Genomic DNA, 15,379 nt, shown 5'->3' on the forward strand with positions numbered 1-15,379 from the left:
AACAACTCGTGATTGTTCGACACGGATGGGCCGATAGGCCTCACTTCGGTCAGCTTCGCCGCCGGGGGCCGAACTGGTGACATCACGTCACCATGGCTGGTTCCGGCGTCTGCCGGGCTGCGGCGACAGGCTCGGCCACGTCGGACACACCTGCTGCTTCCGCCCGTTCGGCTGCCTCAACCGCTTCGGCTGCTTCGGCTGCCTCGCCCGGCTCGTCCGGTGGCCTGGTCTCCCACCTGGGCTCCGGCCGGTCCGGGGAGGCCTGTTGCCGGCCCGGGCGGCCCGCGCGGCGGAAGGCCGCCGTGCCCCGGGCCAGGTCGTGGCCGATCGCCACCGCGTCGATGTCCGCCGAGGTACGGCCCTGCTGACCCTCGCGTGTCTCCGTGCGCACCTTCAACCTCCCCTGCACGATCACGGGCTCGCCCACCGACAGCGAGGCCGTGGTGTTGGTGGCGAGCTGGCGGTTGGCCCACACCGTGAAGAAGTTGGTGTGTCCGTCCGCCCACATGGCCTTGTCCCGGTTCCAGTACCGCGACGTGACCGCCAGCCGGAACCTCGCCACCGGTCCGGACGCCGTCTCCCGGAACACCGGTTGCGTCGCCACGTTGCCCACCGCGCAGATCATCGTCTCGTTCATCGTGCCTGCCTCCCCCCGCCCGGGCACCTCCACCGGCCGCCGGACGGGTACGCGTACGGGCCCGTCCCGTACGGCTGCGCCTCAGACTGCCGCCGTCGGGCCGGGCCCGCCGAAGCCTGTGGACCACCGCCGGACTGTGGACAACTCAGCCCTCCGTACGAGTGGCCCCGCAGGTCCCTCAGGCCCTGCGGAAGTGGCCGCTCGCACGCCTCAGCCCACCCCGACGCCCGCCCCCGCCACCCGTCCGTACTCCTCCCGTACCTCCCGGTACCGCAGCAGTTCCGAGGCCACCGGGTCCAGGACCCGGGCGCGGCCGCACCCCGCGGCGGCCTCCCTCAGCCGCCTCTCGGCCTCCAGCCCGTGCCGCCGGGCCGGCCCGCGGGCCGCCATCCGGCAGCTCCACTCGACGATCGGACCGCCGACGATGCCGATCGCCATCAGCAGCACCGGAACCCCCAGGTTCGGCGACATGAACCCGATGATCTGGCCCACCAGCCACAGCCCGCCGATGAACTGGATGATCGTCATGGACGCCTGGGCGAGCACGGCCGCCGGCCACCACCCGGGCCGCGGTGGCCGCCCCGGCGGCAGCGCGGCGCGCGCGGCGAGGGCGTCCAGCGCCTCCGGCAGCCCCTGGGAGCCCCGTACGGCCGCCTCGCGCACCGCCAGGGCCCACGGCTCGGGCAGCCCGTCCGAGGCCCGGTCGGACACCGTGCGCACCGCCTGCTCCACCCGCTGCCTGGCGGCGGTCTCCTCGTCGGGCAGCGTCCGCTGCGGGAGCTTTCCGGTGGGCGGCCCGCCCCGGTCCTCGTACCAGCGCCACAGCCGCAGCCACGGGGTGCCGCACGCGCGGTTGGCGTTGCGCAGCCATGCGCGTTCGGCCGCCTCGCCCGCCGCGGTGGCGCCCACGGCGTCCGCGAGCCGGTCCGTGAACTCCTCCCGCGCCTCCTCGCTGAGCCCGGCCCAGCGGCGGTTGGCGTAGACGGGCCACAGCCGGGCCGCGGCGATGTCCACGTCCGCGGCGATACGGCGGCCGGCCGCCCCCCGCTCGGCCACGAACTGGCCGAGTGCTTCGCGGAGTTCGCCGACCCCGTCGCCGGTGAGCGCGGACAGCGCGAGGACCGTCGTACCGGGTTCGCCGTACTCGCCCAGGGCGATGCCGTCCTCGTCGAGCAGGCGCCGCAGATCGTCCAGGACCTGTTCGGCGGCCTCCCCGGGCAGCCGGTCGACCTGGTTGAGGACGACGAACATGACCTCCGCGTGGGCCGCCATGGGCCGCAGATAGCGCTCGTGCAGCATCGCGTCGGCGTACTTCTCCGGGTCGACGACCCAGATGACGGCGTCGACCACGGCCAGCACCCGGTCGACCTGTTCGCGGTGCTGCACGGCCGCCGAGTCGTGGTCCGGCAGGTCGACGAGGATGAGTCCGCGCAGCCGCTCGTCCGCGTCCGCCGTCGCCTGCAGCGGACGCCGGCGCAGCCTGGGCGGGATACCGATCCGTTCGATGAGGCCCGCGGCACCGTCGCTCCAACTGCACGCGATGGGCGCGGCGGTGGTCGGCCGTCGGACGCCGGTCTCCGAAATGGCGACTCCGGCGAGCGTGTTGAACAGCTGCGACTTGCCGCTGCCGGTCGCGCCCGCGATGGCGACGACGGTGTGCTGCCCGGAGAGCCTGCGCCGCGCGGCGGCCTCGTCGAGGACCCGGCCCGCCCCGGCCAGCGTCCGGCTGTCGAGCCGGGCCCGGGACAGCCCCACCAGCTCACGCAGGGCCTCCAGCCGGGACGCCAGGGGCGCCTCGTACACCAGAGGGGTCACCTTCTGCGGCGCGGGCGCGCGGGTCTCCGGGGGGTCGTACGGTTCGGCTCCGAACCCGAAACCGGCCCCGCCCTCTGTCCCGGTCCCTGCCCCGCCCTCTGTCCCGGCCCCGGCCCCGGCCCCGATCCCGGTCCGGGTCTTGGGCCTGGGCCTGGGCCGGGGCCGGGGCCGGGGCCCGGCTGTCTCGCTCACCCGGCGCGCGATCAGCCCGTCGGCCCACGAGGCCTGCTCGGCCGGTCCCGACTCGGGCTCCCCGTCGTCCTCCTCGTCCTCCTCGTCCTCCTCGTACGTGTCCTCCTCGTAGACGTCGTCCCCGTACTTGTCGCCCCCGTGCGGGCCCTGCCCACCCCTGCGCCGCTTCTGCTGCTCCCGTTCGTCCTCCGCGCGTCCTTCCTCGGGACGATCTGGCTCCTCTGGTTTCTCTGGTTTCTCTGGCCTCATGGCCCCTTCTGATCTCTCGGACCTCTCCGGCCGCTCACACCTCTCCGGCCCCTCCGGTCGCTCGGAGGACCGGGGGCGCTCAGGGTGCTCGGTGTGGTCCTGGTCAGTGACGGAGGTCACCGGTCACCTCTCCTTCTGCAGTACGGACAACGCGGCGATGAGTTCGGCCTGGGGCTCCGGATGGACCTCGAGCGCGTCGAGCGGTGCGAGCCGGCGTTCGCGTTCGGTGTGCATGATCCGATCCACGTGCTCGATGAGCAGCCTCCCGCCCCGGTCACGCAGCCGCACCGCCGCGTGCGCGCCGATCCGTTGGGCGAGCCTCTCCCCCGCGGTCCGTGCCCGGCGCCCGCTCAGCAGTGCCGTGGCGACCAGGGCGGCGACCGTCTCGGGATCGGCGGCGGCACCCCGGTCGAGCTCGCGGACCTCTTCCTCGGCGTACTCCTCCAGCTCGCGCCGCCATCGCCTTACGGCCAGCCCGATCCGGTGCTCGGTGCCCTCCGTCGCCCCTTCGCGGTCGGTGAACTCCGGTGCTCTCGCGGCTGGTTCGCGCCGCCAGGCGGCGTCGACCCGCTCGTCGGCGGCGGCGACGGCGCACAGCAGCAGAGCGCCCAGGCCCTCCACGAGGGTGTCGAGGAGCTCCCGGGGCGTGCAGTCGAGCGGGAAGGCGCGCCACCGCTTGAGCGCGTCACCGGCGAGCACGGTTCCGGCCTGCAGCCGGCCGCGCAGGCGCGCGTGCTCCTTGTCGTACGCCCCCTCGACGGCGGAGGTGAGCCGCAGCGCGGCGGCGTGCTGCGCGGCGGCGGCACCGGCGAGTTCCGGCATGCGGGAGTTGAGGGAGTCGAGGATGCCGTGGGCGGTGCGTGCCATGACGTGCGCGCGGGCGGCGGGGTCCTGCGTCTGGTGGACGAGCCAGGTCCGCAGCGACGCCACGGCGGAGGCCGGCAGAAGCCCGCCGCCCCAGGCCGACTCGGGAAGTTCGGGCACGGTGAAGCGCGGTACGTGGCCGAGTCCGGCCTTGGTGAGGAGGGCGCCGTACTGCCGGGACACCTCGGACACGACCTGGTGGGGCACCCGGTCCAGGACGGTCACCAGGCTGACGTCGTACTCCTTGGCGGCGCGCAGCATGTGCCAGGGCACGGCGTCGGCGTAGCGGGCGGCGGTGGTGACCATGACCCAGATGTCCGCGGCACAGATGAGTTCGGCGGCGAGAACACGGTTGTCGGCGACGAGGGAGTCGATGTCGGGGGCGTCGAGCAGGGCGAGGCCGGGCGGGACGGTCTCGGCGGTCTCGATGCGCAGGACGCGCGCGGGGTTCTCGCCCGGGAGCAGCAGGTCGTCGGTCTCCCGTCGGGGCCCCCACACGCGTGTGAGGTCGGGCAGCACGCGCATGCCGCTGAACCAGTGGTGGTCCTCGGGGTGGCAGACGAGCACCGGTGTCCGCGTCGTCGGCCGCAGCACGCCCGCCTCGCTGACGCGCCGCCCCACGAGTGAGTTCACCAGGGTGGACTTGCCGGCCCCGGTGGACCCTCCCACCACGGCGAGCAGCGGCGATTGGGGCTCCCTCAGGCGGGGCACCAGATAGTCGTCGAGTTGCGCGAGCAGTTCGTCGCGGTTGGCACGTGCGCGTGAGGCCCCCGCCACAGGCAGCGGGAAGCGCGCGGCGGCGACACGGTCGCGCAGGGCGGAAAGTGCGTCGAGCAGCTGAGGCCGTACGTCCAAGGTCACCACATGTGAAGAATGCCCAATTTCATGGGAATTCTGAAGCATATGACCATGTCTGCGCGCCGATCGAACACAAGCGGATGGAACGGACGACTGGGGCGCGCACACAGCCGAGGCATAACGAGTGCACAACACCCGGTGCGCGAGAGGCCAAAAGCGGTGCACGATTCGTACCTGCCTGCGATTATCGGGACCGCTTCACCGAACCTCCACATCGAGCCACGGAGGAGAGGCGACAGGGGCAAGGACGCGGGAGCCCTATCCTTGTCCCCGGCACGTCAGGGACCGGGGCCACCCGGGCACCACGACAGAGGCCACCACACCCGGCCCCCGTAGCTCAGTGGATAGAGCAGGCGCCTTCTAAGCGCTTGGCCGCAGGTTCGAGTCCTGCCGGGGGCGCAAGTCTCCTCCCTCCTTCTGGGGAGGGATTTTTGCTGGTCAGGGCGGGTGTCAACCGTCATGACGAAGCCCCGGACGCCCTCTTGACGATCAAGGGCGGGCTCCGGGGCTGTCCGGCTGTCACCGGGTTTTCGCGGGTGGCCGTGTCGAATACGTGTCGAAGTTCCCGGCCGGAGGATCAGCCGGCGCCGGGCGCCTCCGGCAGGTCCCCCGCGGCTTCGAGCCGCCGTTTCAGGTCCGGCAGCTGCCCGTCGACGCATCGGGCGTATGTGGCGAGCAGCACAGCCACGCTGTTTCCGGCCCACTCCGCCACCTGGGCGGGCGGGATGCCATCGTTCAGCCACTTCGTCAGGCGTGTGTGCCGGTTGTCGTACACGCGCCGCCCGGTGGGTGACTCGAACACGTGCGGCGGCAGTACGGCCTTGCGCGCACCGCGCCACGCCCGGCGGATGACCGATCCGGCGAGGATGCCGCCAGACTCACCCTGGAAGAGCAGGTCACCCGGCTTGAGATGTTCGTCGGCGATGTGCTGCCGCAGGATGCGCGTCAGAGCCGGATGCCCCGGCACGGTGCGCGTCTCGCCCTCCGCACGGCCCTTCAGGTCGCGCCGCTCGTGGATCTCACCCGTGTCGGTCCACTGCTTTCCGACCTCCGGGGTCGCCGTGTGGATCAGCAGCTCGCACCACTGGTCCTCGGCACCGGGCTCGGGCAGCGTGACGTCCTCCACCCGCATGGCCACGGCTTCCTCGGGCCGCGGGCCGCAGTAGTACAGCGTGGCGAAGAAGGCGTGGAGCCGCCTGCCACCACGCGGCCGGCGCCGTATCCAGTCGAGGATCGCCGCCGCCTGCTCGGGGTTCAGCAAGGACCGCTTGTCCACGGCGTTCGAGGTCTTCGCGACGGCCGTCGACTCCTTGCCCTTGGGAAGGGGGTTGACCCGCAGGATGCGCCGCCGGACCGCGTACTTCATGACGACGTTGAGGATCCGGCGGTTGCGCTTCCGGGACCAGGCCGCCGCCTGCCTGCCGTCGAGACGGGTGTCTATGGCCCGCAGGACCTGGTCGACCTTCTCCGGGTCCTCCCAGGCCGACACGGGCAGGGAGTTCCGCTCGACCCATCTGAGGATCGCCACCACGTCCCGGGGCGCGTCCGGGCGCCGGTTGGTGTTGAACGCCCATTCCCGCAGCGCGGTGCGCACGGCCGCGGGCGCGAACTGGGCCGGCTTGGCCCGCAACAGCGCGACGGTCGTCGCGGTCAGGGTCTTGGCGATGTTCTTCCGGCTGTTGCCGCCGAGCTGGGACCAACGGGCGTCCACGTACTCGACGGCGAACCGGTACCAGCTCATGGCAGCCGACTTCGAGCGATGGGACACCGGAAGACCGGTGGCGACGACGAACGCCTCGCCCTTGCCGGTGGCCCGGATGAGTTCGGAGCGGAAGCCCTCGGCGAGCGCGAGCGTGTCGAAGGGCTCGCGCCAGCGCTTCCCCGCGACCACCCAACGCACCGTGTACGTATTCTTCCGGGCGCCCTTGTAGGTGAGGATCTTGTAGACCTTGACGTCGTACGTCGTCTCCATCAGGCGGCGTCCTCACGGTCGTAGAGCCAGTCCTCGAGGTCGCCCGTCGGATCCGGAGGTCGCCGTTCGGGAGCTTGATGCAGCGCGGCGCACGACGCTTGGCCCGCCAGTCGTAGAAGGTCGAGCGCGAGATGGCCAGTTCCTCGCAGACCTCCGCGAGGGTGAGCATGCTGCGCGACCGGACGGCCGTGGTCATTCCGTCCCCCCTTCGCTCAGGAGGGCTTCGCGAGCGGTTTCACGGTTGAGCCGGATGTCCCGGGCGATGGTGGCGGCGAGGGCGGATTCACCGGGGGTGTGACCGTGGCCGGCATACTGCCAGTCCGCCAGGACGAGAACGGTGTCCGGCTCGCGGTCGTCCAAGCCGAGGGCCCCGGCGTCCTGTGCTGCGCGGTAGTCGGCGCGTGCCTGGCGCAGGGCACCGAGGGTGGTGGAGTAGTGGCGGGACTTCGAGGAGAAGTGCCCACGGAAGCCGAGCATGTGCGCCCAGGCCCACAGCCGCCGCTCCGGATACAGCGGGTCGAGGTCGCGGCATGCGGTGATGAGGCGGCGGGTGTGTTCCGGGACGCCGTGACGGTCGAGTTCGGAGAGTTCCCCGATGCGGCGGTCGAGAGTTCCGGTGTTCTCCGCGGCCTTGGTGGAGTACTTGGCGACGTACGAGGCGACGGCCTGTTCGGTGATGTCGGAGCCGTCCCCGAACGCCTTCACCGGCCGGACGTCGAGCTGTGTACCCCAACGGAACGACCGGGCCGGCTGGTCCCCAGCGGCCGGTACCGAGACTGACGTGTAGGAGTGCATCGCAGCTGCACGGATCGCGTCGGCGAGGACACCGACCGTGGCCCACGCGGGCGGCGGTGTTCCAGGGCCCTCTGGCCCGTCGAGCCGGATCACCGCGTGGAAGTGCAGGGCACCCCGCTTCTGGAACTCGGCGACCTTGCCGTACGAGAGGCGGACGTGGTCGGCGAGTTCCCGGCGGGGAAGGCCACCGCGGGCGGCGAGTTCGCGGCGGAGCCGGGTGGTGAAGCGCTGCCAGAGCTGCCCGGCGTGGTTGTTGAAGAGGACGGCGCCCGCGTAGTCGTACGTCGCCGGGGCGAGAGCGGTGCCCAGTTCGGGTGCGTCGGGAGCGTGACGGGTGCCGCAGCGGCAGACGCCGTGATCGGGCCGGTTGTGGACCGGGCCGAACGAGGGCGCGGTGAGCGTGGCGAAGACGCGCGGGTGATCGCGGACGGTGGCGGGAATGTCGCGGCGGTCGTCACCGGCGAGGCCGGCGCGGATGAGGTGGTAGGTGTCGCCCGCGTAGGTCCAGGCGCAGGCCGGGCAGCGGGAAGCGCGGCGGTTGCCGCAGGCGAGGCGGAGGCGCCCGCCGGGCTCGTCGGCGGTGGTGTAGTGGTGCAGGGTCTCGCCGGTGGTCTTGTCCTTGTGGAGGGTCCAGCCGGTGAGGTGGATGGGGTCGGAGCAGCCGCCGGTGCGGCGGATCTGTTCTTCCCATCGGGTGTAGTCGTCGGCCGAGGCCACTCGCAGCAAATCGCCGAGGACGACCGGGTCGAGCAGAGGCTCAGGCGCGAGAGAGGCGCGATGCGCCATGCTGGGTGCTTCCTTCCGGTTGAGAGATCGGACAGGGACGGCTCCCGGGCGGCGGATGCTTGGCGGTATCGAGGCCGCCCGGGGGCCGGTCAGCGACGCTTGGCGTCGGCGTTGACGAGCGAGCGGATCACCAGGGCGCAGACGGCGACCGAGGCGCCGGTGATGGCGACGGCCAAGAGCATGGAGACCAGGACGGCGCCGACGACCAGGACGACGGCCGTGCCGCCGCCGACGAGGGCGAGCGCGGTGCCGGGGGTGAGCTGGACCGTGGGCCGGGACGGAACCGGGACCGGGGCGCCGGGGGCCGGGGTTCCCGGGATGATCGTGGTCGGCTCGACGACGACCGCGGGCGGGGTGACCCGACCGGTGGGCTGGGGCATGGTCGGGAGCTTGGGCCGGAACATGAGCGGATCTCCTTACTTGACGGCGGTGTCGATGAGCGGGGCAAGCACGCTGTCGGCGAGGAGGAAGCCACCGATGAGGAACACGGCGATCAGCCACCAGGGCGGGCGGACCAGCTTGACGCCGAGCCAGCCGACGACGATCAGGGCGAGCCAGAGCGGGACATCCATGGCGGTGGCCTCCTAGCGGACGCGACAGCGGTGGGTACGGGCGGCGAGCTGGGCGGCGGACTGGCTGGAGTAGTCGGCGGACCAGCCGCAGCCGTCGTTGCTGCACACGGCGGCGTGCTTGGTGGTGCCGTGGCGGTCGCGGTGGGTGCCGATCTGCACCGGGCCGATCTGCATCACGGAGTGGAAGAAGTCGCGGGCGGGCATGTCAGTCGGTCTCCGTTCGGGTCAGGTTCGGGTCGGGGAAGGCGGCGCGGATCGCGGCGGCGGTGGCCGGATCGGCGGTGAGGCGGGCGGCCTCCTCGGCAAGCAGGTGGGCGAGGAAGGACCGGCCCGCGGCAGCCATCTCGCGGGCGGCGTCGAGGTGGTCGGCGGCGGTCAGGTCGGCCGGGTCGACGAGCACGAGGGGTCTCCCTTCGGGTCAGGTGAGCTAGGCGGTGATGGCGTCGGCCAGGTGCGGCGGAACGCCGAGGCGGGCGCGCAGGGTGTCGGTGTCGATCCGGACACCAGTCCGGGCGTGGTGGTCGGCGGCGACCTTGCGGGCGTGGTCCACCAGCGCGGCCGGGACCGGAACGGCCGGCGGCGTCGGAGCGGAGTGGACGGGCGGGAGGGCCGGGGCAGCGTCGGCGGAGTCGACCGGGGCCGGTTCCGGCTCAGCAGCAGGGGCCGGTTCGGGTTCCACCTCGGGTATGGGATCCGGCACCGGCGCAGGGTCCGGCGAAGCCGTGGTATGACCGGCTGACGAGTGGGCGAGGAGAGTGCCGCCCATGAAGGCCAGGGCAGGCCATGCGGCGACCAGGATGCGCAGCCAGGCCGGAACGTCGTCCAGGTCGAGGAGTCCGGCGGTGGCGACGTTGGCGCCGAGCGAGGCGACCAGGGCGATGAGGAACCAGCACCAGGCCAGCCGGGACGGCCCGTCCGTGCGCAGCCGTCGCCAGGCGGCGACCAGGAGCAGGTCTACGGAGACCGGATAGGCCCAGGCCTTCCAGCCGTCCTGTCCAGCGGCGGCGGCGAGGTCGTGGAGGTGGGCGAAGGACAGTGCCCCGGCGATGACGGCCTGAACGAGCACGGCGTCCACGCGGAGGGCGGGGCGGGTCATGACGGCTCCTCCTGTGATCAGGCATGGCGGGGGTAGGGACACGGCGCGAAGGACGGTCGCGCCGACCGTGGGGTGCGGGAGAGGTCAGGCGGTGGCGGGGGCCGTCTTGGACAGCGGCACACGGGCCGAGGGCACGGGGGCGACCGAGGGCCGGTACGCGGCCAGGGCGGGAAGATCCGGGGTGCGGTCGGCGTACTTGTTGCAGGTGTTCACGGCTTGCCGAAGTGAAGTGTGCGGGGCGCGGATGCGGTGCCAACCTCCGGTGGAGTCCCCGGCGATGGCGAGCCCGCGGGTCTCAGCAGGAATCTGGATCGCGGCCAGGACAGCATCCGGGGCGATGTCGCCGAAGGCCATATTCGCCGAGGTTTCGTCGTTGACGCGGTGGGCGGTGCGGCCGGTGAGCTGGGCACGGAGCATCGTGATGCCCTTGCCGAGTTCGGAGCCGAAACGCTGCCCGCAGATCTCCAGATAGATGCCGGCCGCGCGGCCGAGCTGGGCGAGGCGGACCAGGGCGGTGATGATCCGGTCCCGCCGCTTCTCCTCCTCCTTCTTGCTCGCGAAGAGAGCGAGTTCGGCGACCTCGTCGACCAGGACCACGACCGGTACCGGCCGCAGGTCTTCGGGCAGGTCCCAGATGTCGGCGGCGATCTCCGCATCCGGCACAGCGACACTGACGCGCTGCTCGGCCCGGATGAGCTGATACACGTCCCCCATGTGGGAGACCAGCGCCTCCAGGAGCTCCAGCGCGGTGTCAGGGTTGTCGGCGAGCGCGGAGAACCGGCGCGCCAGCGGGAACAGCTCCACCCCTTGTTTGCAGTCGATGCCGACCAGGGCGACGTGCTGCGGAGCGAGGCCGGCGACGAGGTTGCGCTGATAGACAGACTTGCCGGACTCCGTCGCACCGAGAGTCAGACCGTGCGGGACGGCACGGTAGTCGCGGTAGTGGACCGAACCGTCCTCCCGCAGTGCGACCGGGACCCGCATCGGGCAGGTGTCTGTCTTGGCAGGCATCTGCACCCGCTTGAGCACGTCGTAGCCGGTCATCCGGATCTCGACCACGCCCGAGCGCAGCTCACGGGAGGTGACGCCGTACATCCCGAAGGAGTGGCGCAGCCGGTCCGAGGCGGCGGCGACGTCGAAGGCGTCCTGTCCCGGCCGGAGCTTGAGCCGCAGGACCAATCCGGTACGGGTGGGTCGCAGCCGCAGGATGCGCGGTGCGCGGGACTCCGGCGTCGGGCGGTTGGTCATCCGGGCCAGGGTGAGACGCCAGCGGGAAGGCGGGACCGTCAGGCCGCAGGCGTCCATGACCGAGGCGTAGCGGACCAGGACCCGCAGAACGGCGAGGGTGACCCCGAAGGTCAGCCAGTACCAGGCGGGGCGCCGCCACCGCAGGAGACCCGCAGCGGCGACGACCACCAGCAGTAAGACCGTGGGCCACGTCATGGCTCAGGCCGCCTTCGAGGCCGAGTCGACGTCGACCAGCGAGGTGACGGCGACCGCGCGGAAGGCGATCCCGTGCCGCTTCTGGCCGTTGAACTCGTTCTCCCACGGTCGGGCGACCAGGCCGGTGAGCGCGACCGGGGTGCCCATGGCCAGCTCACCGGAGAAGCCGGTCTCCGGAACGGTGACGGACAGGATCTCCACCTCGTCGTTGGCCGCGAACATCACGTCGACCGTCATCAGCTTGACGCCGGTCTCGGCGTCGGTGGCGATCTCACCGGTACGGCGGTCGCGGACCTTGGGCTGCGGAGCCTTGGCGACCATCACGGTGGCACCGGACGTCTCCACGGGAATCTGACGCACAGCAGATCACTCCTCTATAGATGTCGAACTTCGTCACTCATGTACATGAGTAATGAGAAGAAGAGTGCCTGACTCCTATACATGAGTCAACCCGCCGCGGCTGCGAAGTCGCGACGGATTGCGGTGAGTTGGGCGGCTGTCAGTCGACGGCGGGGATCCGATACTCGAAAACGAACTGGTCAGCGGCCATGAGCGTGTCGCAGACCTCGACCACAAGACCGGCCGTCGTGCGAGCCTCACGGATCAGGTGAACCACCGGCGCGCCGGGACTGAGCGCCAGCTCGGATGCCTCCGCCTTGGAGGCCGGCCGGGCTTGCAGCGTCTCGACGAACTCGGCGAACTCGTGGCCATGGTCTTCGAGTCGGGCGTAGATGCCACCGCCGCCGGGGTTCTCGGCGAACAGTTCCGGGATCTCCTTGACAACGTCCCACGGGAGATATGAGGTGGCGGTCTCGACCGGGGTGCCGTTGCGGAAGTAGAGGCGCCGGCGCGCGAGCACCTGAGTGCCGGTGGGGACGCCCAGTCGCCGGGCGGCATCCTCGGGGGCCTCCATGGGGCCGATGTAGAGGACGCTCACTTTCGCCGTAGCACCGGACTGCGCCGACTCGGCGAGATACGCGGCCTTGCCCCCCTGCCGATGGGACCGTCGGAAACGATCGGAGGAGCGGTGCCGCACCGGCGGCCGGTCCTTCACGATCGAGCCCTTGCCGTGCCGAGTCTCGACAAGCCCGCTCGCCCGCACCTCGACCATGGCCTTACGGATCGTGCCGCCCGAGACGCCGTAGCGCTCCACCAGCTCCGACTCACTCGGCACCATGTCACCCGGCTTGAGCACACCCGCCCGGATCTGCCGCACGATCTCATCGGCGATCTGCACGTACCGAGGCCCCGACCTGCCCCCCTCTACCGCAGTTCCCATAGCCGTTCTCCGCCTCCTATGCTCCTGTACATGAGTCAATCACAGGAAGCAACGCCCTCACCCCTGCACTCCGTATCCGTCGCCGGAGTAGTAGTGCGCGAGGACGGGCGCCTCCTGGCGATCCGCCGAGCCGACAACGGCACGTGGGAGCTCCCCGGCGGAGTGCTCGAACTCGACGAGACACCCGAGGCCGGCGTAGCCCGCGAGGTCCTGGAAGAGACCGGCATCCACGTCGAGGTGGATGAACTCACCGGCGTGTACAAGAACACCACCCGCGGCATCGTCGCCCTGGTCTTCCGCTGCAAGCCCTCCGGCGGCACCGAGCGCACGTCGAGTGAGTCGACGGCCGTTTCCTGGCTCACACCCGACGAGGTCAGCGAACGCATGGCCGAGGTCTACGCGATCAGGCTCTTGGACGCCTTGGACGGCAACGGCCCCCACGTACGGAGCCACGACGGCAAGCAACTCATCCCAGCGGGATAAGACTTTCCCTACTTCATCAAGGCGGCTCGCTCCGCTCCCCGCGCGCGGCCCGGCCCCCGGCCGGGCCTGCGCTCCTGCCTCCGTCCCGCTCCAGCCCGGCCAGCGTCCGTGCCGCGCACTGAGCAATCAGCCACCTCATGCCAGAGAAGAGTTTGTCGTGGCTGGGGCGGTCGACTCCATGGCTTTTACGGAGCCACTTTGGCGCGAGCCTCGAAGATCATGGCCCCAACGTCGTGCTTTACCGGGCAGGTCCACAGACTGCCCGACGCGCCGGAAGCTTACGGGGCCATGATCAATCGCGCCAAAGTAGCACCATCCCAAAGCCGCTCCGCCTACTTAGCGTCAGGTTCGTCGAAATCATAAACGACATAACTTGTCCCGTCCGGACCAACTACGGCCTGCTCTGCCCTTTCGATGAGTTCAATCGTGTCAGCGTAACGATTCATGTCACCATCAGCGTGATACAGCATTCTCCGCAAGAAGGGATCCCCTCCCTGTTCAATTTCTACCCGCTTTTCCTGCACAGTTGCAGCGAGCTCGTCTCGCCATCCCAGCTCCTCCAGAGCTCGCACCTCCCACCAAAGATCCCCTCGATCTCGAGCTTCCTTCAGCGCCTCGATGAACAAATCTTGAATGATCCCCTCTTGGACCACCTCTTTAAGGTAGTAGGCCACAGAGAATGGGTTATCATCATTCAAACTCTCGATCATTCCTTGGGCGTAGTTCCGCATGGAGTCACGAGTGCGCCCTAGGATACGCAGCAGGCGGGCTAGCTGGGTGACGTCAGCATAAGGCCCCTCCGACAGCCGACGAATCTCCCTTTCGCTAACATCAGCTGGGATCAGATCCGGTCTCCCCTGCCGACTCCTTAGATAGCAATGCATCTCGTCGGAAACACCGGTCGCGATGGCCTTTTCCGTGTACTTCTCCTGCAACTCCCTGTTGCCAATGTTCGCATAATGTAGCGCAAGGTCGGCCCAATCCTCCTTTTCGATATTTATTTCAGCAATCGAGGTGGCGAGCCGCAATTCTAGATCCCTATCCTCTAGCTCTGAGATGCTCGGCGCACTGGATTTGCGAGACTCGGCTACTGAATCTATCCAATGGTTGCGATAGAGACGAACTTGATCTGCGTCAAGTTTCCTGCCAAATCCGCCTGTTATTTGCGTCAGATCATGACAGTCAAGGCACAGAACCGAGAGGTTGGAAAAGTTATTATTCGATGGATCGTCATCGATGTGATGAATCTGGATCGGTTTTCCTTTTGCTCGACATACGCAGCAAGCCCTGTCAGAAGCAAAGAGAACTTGTGCAGCAAGCTCAGACGGGATGCGAACTCTCTTTTTCTTGGCAGGCATAAGAAGATGTTAGAGCGGCGCGCGCCATGTTGTATCGCGTTTCGGGCTTCCCAAGCTGATGGCTCAGCACCGTCGTAGCGGCCCGGCCGTCGTGGCTCACTCTGGCCGACGGCATGGCATCGTGGCTGAGGCCGATGGCGGTGCAGCGAGGCACACGCGTGCGTGGTCGGTCGGCGCACCCACCGTCGTGGCTGGCTGTCGTCGGCTGAGGTTCAGGACGGGGCGCATCGAGGGCGCTGGCCGTCAAGTGAGTGTGGCGGAGCTGGGCCGCCTCTGGGCCGTCCGAGGTCGCTCAACAGTGGCCAATGACGACCAACGACGACCACCAGGCGCACGGGCCCACTACTCCTGAGCTGCAAAAACCCAGCTCACCAAGATCCCCGACAACACCCAGGGCAAGAAGAAGCCGAGGCCGCAGCGGCAATCGGCTGGCCAGGACGTCTCATCACCCCCACGATGGCCGCATGGACCGGTTGCAGCACAGCGCTTGGCAGTACGTGGCGGAGGTACTCCCTCCCGAAGAACTTCCGATGCTCGCTGCGCATGCGCTCGTTGACGGACGTGATTCCCCTTCCCTGCGCGAACTGGCCGGCCTGCCGCGCAGGAGCGACGAGACCGAAATCCGTGAACTGTACGTCCGAGCCCTGCACGAACTCGGCACACCCCTACCCGACGAGGAGACAGCCGGCCGACACCTTCTCGTGAGCCTCGCGTTCGGTCTCGTGAAAGGCGAGCTGAGCCCCAAGGACGTGGCCGACCGACTGTCGATGACGGTCGCAGCCCGCACCTGGGAGGAGACACGGTTCCTCTCCGTCGCAGCGGACTACAGCGAATGGATCAGCCCCGACGAGCTCCCTGGATGGGAGAACGACCTGAAAACCGCGGCCCACTCGTTGACCACCTCCACCGACCTCGGCCCCGGCATCGGCGTGCCGGGTCCGCGGCGCCACTGACTCACCTTCCTGAACACGCCCCCATGC

The 15,379-nt window shown here is 69.7% G+C and carries 16 protein-coding genes, 1 tRNA gene and 1 pseudogene; 3 read left to right on the forward strand and 15 right to left on the reverse strand.

Going from position 1 to position 15,379, the window contains the following annotated elements; translation table 11 throughout:
• Positions 1-82 precede the first annotated feature (82 nt).
• From ACWZEH_RS11190 to ACWZEH_RS11200, 3 genes are all read right to left on the reverse strand, one after another.
• Complete coding sequence (locus tag ACWZEH_RS11190; RefSeq protein ID WP_456197926.1) at positions 83-637, reverse strand: single-stranded DNA-binding protein; 555 nt, start codon at positions 635-637, stop codon at positions 83-85.
• 210 nt (positions 638-847) lie between these two features.
• The gene (locus ACWZEH_RS11195) at positions 848-2,893 is read right to left on the reverse strand and encodes a YfjP family GTPase (protein WP_456197927.1); all 2,046 of its coding nucleotides are present in this window, start codon (positions 2,891-2,893) and stop codon (positions 848-850) included.
• A 123-nt stretch (positions 2,894-3,016) separates the two neighbouring features.
• Positions 3,017-4,621: a dynamin family protein gene (locus tag ACWZEH_RS11200; RefSeq protein ID WP_456197928.1), complete on the reverse strand. Its 1,605-nt coding sequence runs from the start codon at positions 4,619-4,621 to the stop codon at positions 3,017-3,019.
• A gap of 320 nt (positions 4,622-4,941) precedes the next feature.
• On the opposite strand from ACWZEH_RS11200, the gene ACWZEH_RS11205 reads away from it, so the two are divergent.
• Positions 4,942-5,014, forward strand: a tRNA-Arg gene (locus ACWZEH_RS11205).
• A gap of 178 nt (positions 5,015-5,192) precedes the next feature.
• Here ACWZEH_RS11205 and ACWZEH_RS11210 read toward each other — a convergent pair.
• From ACWZEH_RS11210 to ACWZEH_RS11260, 11 genes and pseudogenes are all read right to left on the reverse strand, one after another.
• Complete coding sequence (locus ACWZEH_RS11210) at positions 5,193-6,587, reverse strand: tyrosine-type recombinase/integrase (RefSeq protein WP_456197929.1); 1,395 nt, start codon at positions 6,585-6,587, stop codon at positions 5,193-5,195.
• Positions 6,587-6,783: pseudogene (locus tag ACWZEH_RS11215) on the reverse strand (helix-turn-helix transcriptional regulator). Before ACWZEH_RS11215 ends, ACWZEH_RS11210 begins: the two are co-directional and overlap by 1 nt.
• Complete coding sequence (gene repSA / locus ACWZEH_RS11220; RefSeq protein WP_456197930.1) at positions 6,780-8,168, reverse strand: replication initiator protein RepSA; 1,389 nt, start codon at positions 8,166-8,168, stop codon at positions 6,780-6,782. The pseudogene ACWZEH_RS11215 and the gene repSA overlap by 4 nt, the downstream one beginning before the upstream one ends.
• An 89-nt stretch (positions 8,169-8,257) precedes the next feature.
• Positions 8,258-8,572 carry a SpdD-like protein gene (locus tag ACWZEH_RS11225; protein ID WP_456197931.1) on the reverse strand — a complete coding sequence of 105 codons (315 nt, stop codon included), beginning with the start codon at positions 8,570-8,572 and terminating at the stop codon, positions 8,258-8,260.
• Positions 8,573-8,584: 12 nt separating this feature from the next.
• Positions 8,585-8,740 (reverse strand): hypothetical protein, encoded by a 156-nt coding sequence (locus ACWZEH_RS11230; protein WP_456197932.1) that lies wholly within the window; start codon positions 8,738-8,740, stop codon positions 8,585-8,587.
• 12 nt (positions 8,741-8,752) lie between these two features.
• The gene (locus ACWZEH_RS11235; protein ID WP_456197933.1) at positions 8,753-8,944 is read right to left on the reverse strand and encodes a mobile element transfer protein; all 192 of its coding nucleotides are present in this window, start codon (positions 8,942-8,944) and stop codon (positions 8,753-8,755) included.
• Position 8,945: 1 nt separating this feature from the next.
• A complete protein-coding gene (locus ACWZEH_RS11240) occupies positions 8,946-9,140 on the reverse strand; it encodes a hypothetical protein (RefSeq protein WP_456197934.1) in 195 nt (64 codons plus the stop codon).
• A gap of 27 nt (positions 9,141-9,167) precedes the next feature.
• Positions 9,168-9,836, reverse strand: coding sequence for a DUF2637 domain-containing protein (locus ACWZEH_RS11245; RefSeq protein ID WP_456197935.1), 669 nt, complete (start codon positions 9,834-9,836; stop codon positions 9,168-9,170).
• 84 nt (positions 9,837-9,920) lie between these two features.
• Positions 9,921-11,279 carry an FtsK/SpoIIIE domain-containing protein gene (locus ACWZEH_RS11250; protein ID WP_456197936.1) on the reverse strand — a complete coding sequence of 453 codons (1,359 nt, stop codon included), beginning with the start codon at positions 11,277-11,279 and terminating at the stop codon, positions 9,921-9,923.
• Positions 11,280-11,282: 3 nt separating this feature from the next.
• Positions 11,283-11,639, reverse strand: a complete 357-nt coding sequence (locus ACWZEH_RS11255; protein WP_456197937.1) for an SCO3933 family regulatory protein — start codon at positions 11,637-11,639, stop codon at positions 11,283-11,285.
• A gap of 139 nt (positions 11,640-11,778) precedes the next feature.
• Positions 11,779-12,558, reverse strand: coding sequence for a GntR family transcriptional regulator (locus tag ACWZEH_RS11260; protein WP_456197938.1), 780 nt, complete (start codon positions 12,556-12,558; stop codon positions 11,779-11,781).
• Positions 12,559-12,576: 18 nt separating this feature from the next.
• On the opposite strand from ACWZEH_RS11260, the gene ACWZEH_RS11265 reads away from it, so the two are divergent.
• Positions 12,577-13,041 carry an NUDIX hydrolase gene (locus ACWZEH_RS11265; protein WP_167534432.1) on the forward strand — a complete coding sequence of 155 codons (465 nt, stop codon included), beginning with the start codon at positions 12,577-12,579 and terminating at the stop codon, positions 13,039-13,041.
• A 332-nt stretch (positions 13,042-13,373) separates the two neighbouring features.
• Here ACWZEH_RS11265 and ACWZEH_RS11270 read toward each other — a convergent pair whose 3' ends face one another.
• Entirely contained in the window at positions 13,374-14,399 is a 1,026-nt protein-coding gene (locus ACWZEH_RS11270) for an HNH endonuclease signature motif containing protein (RefSeq protein ID WP_456197939.1), read from the reverse strand.
• Between the two features lie 464 nt (positions 14,400-14,863).
• Here ACWZEH_RS11270 and ACWZEH_RS11275 point away from each other — a divergent pair, with 464 nt between their 5' ends.
• A complete protein-coding gene (locus ACWZEH_RS11275; protein ID WP_456197940.1) occupies positions 14,864-15,352 on the forward strand; it encodes a polysaccharide deacetylase family protein in 489 nt (162 codons plus the stop codon).
• Positions 15,353-15,379: the final 27 nt, after the last annotated feature.

The sequence above is a fragment of the Streptomyces yamdrokensis genome (genome assembly GCF_053890455.1).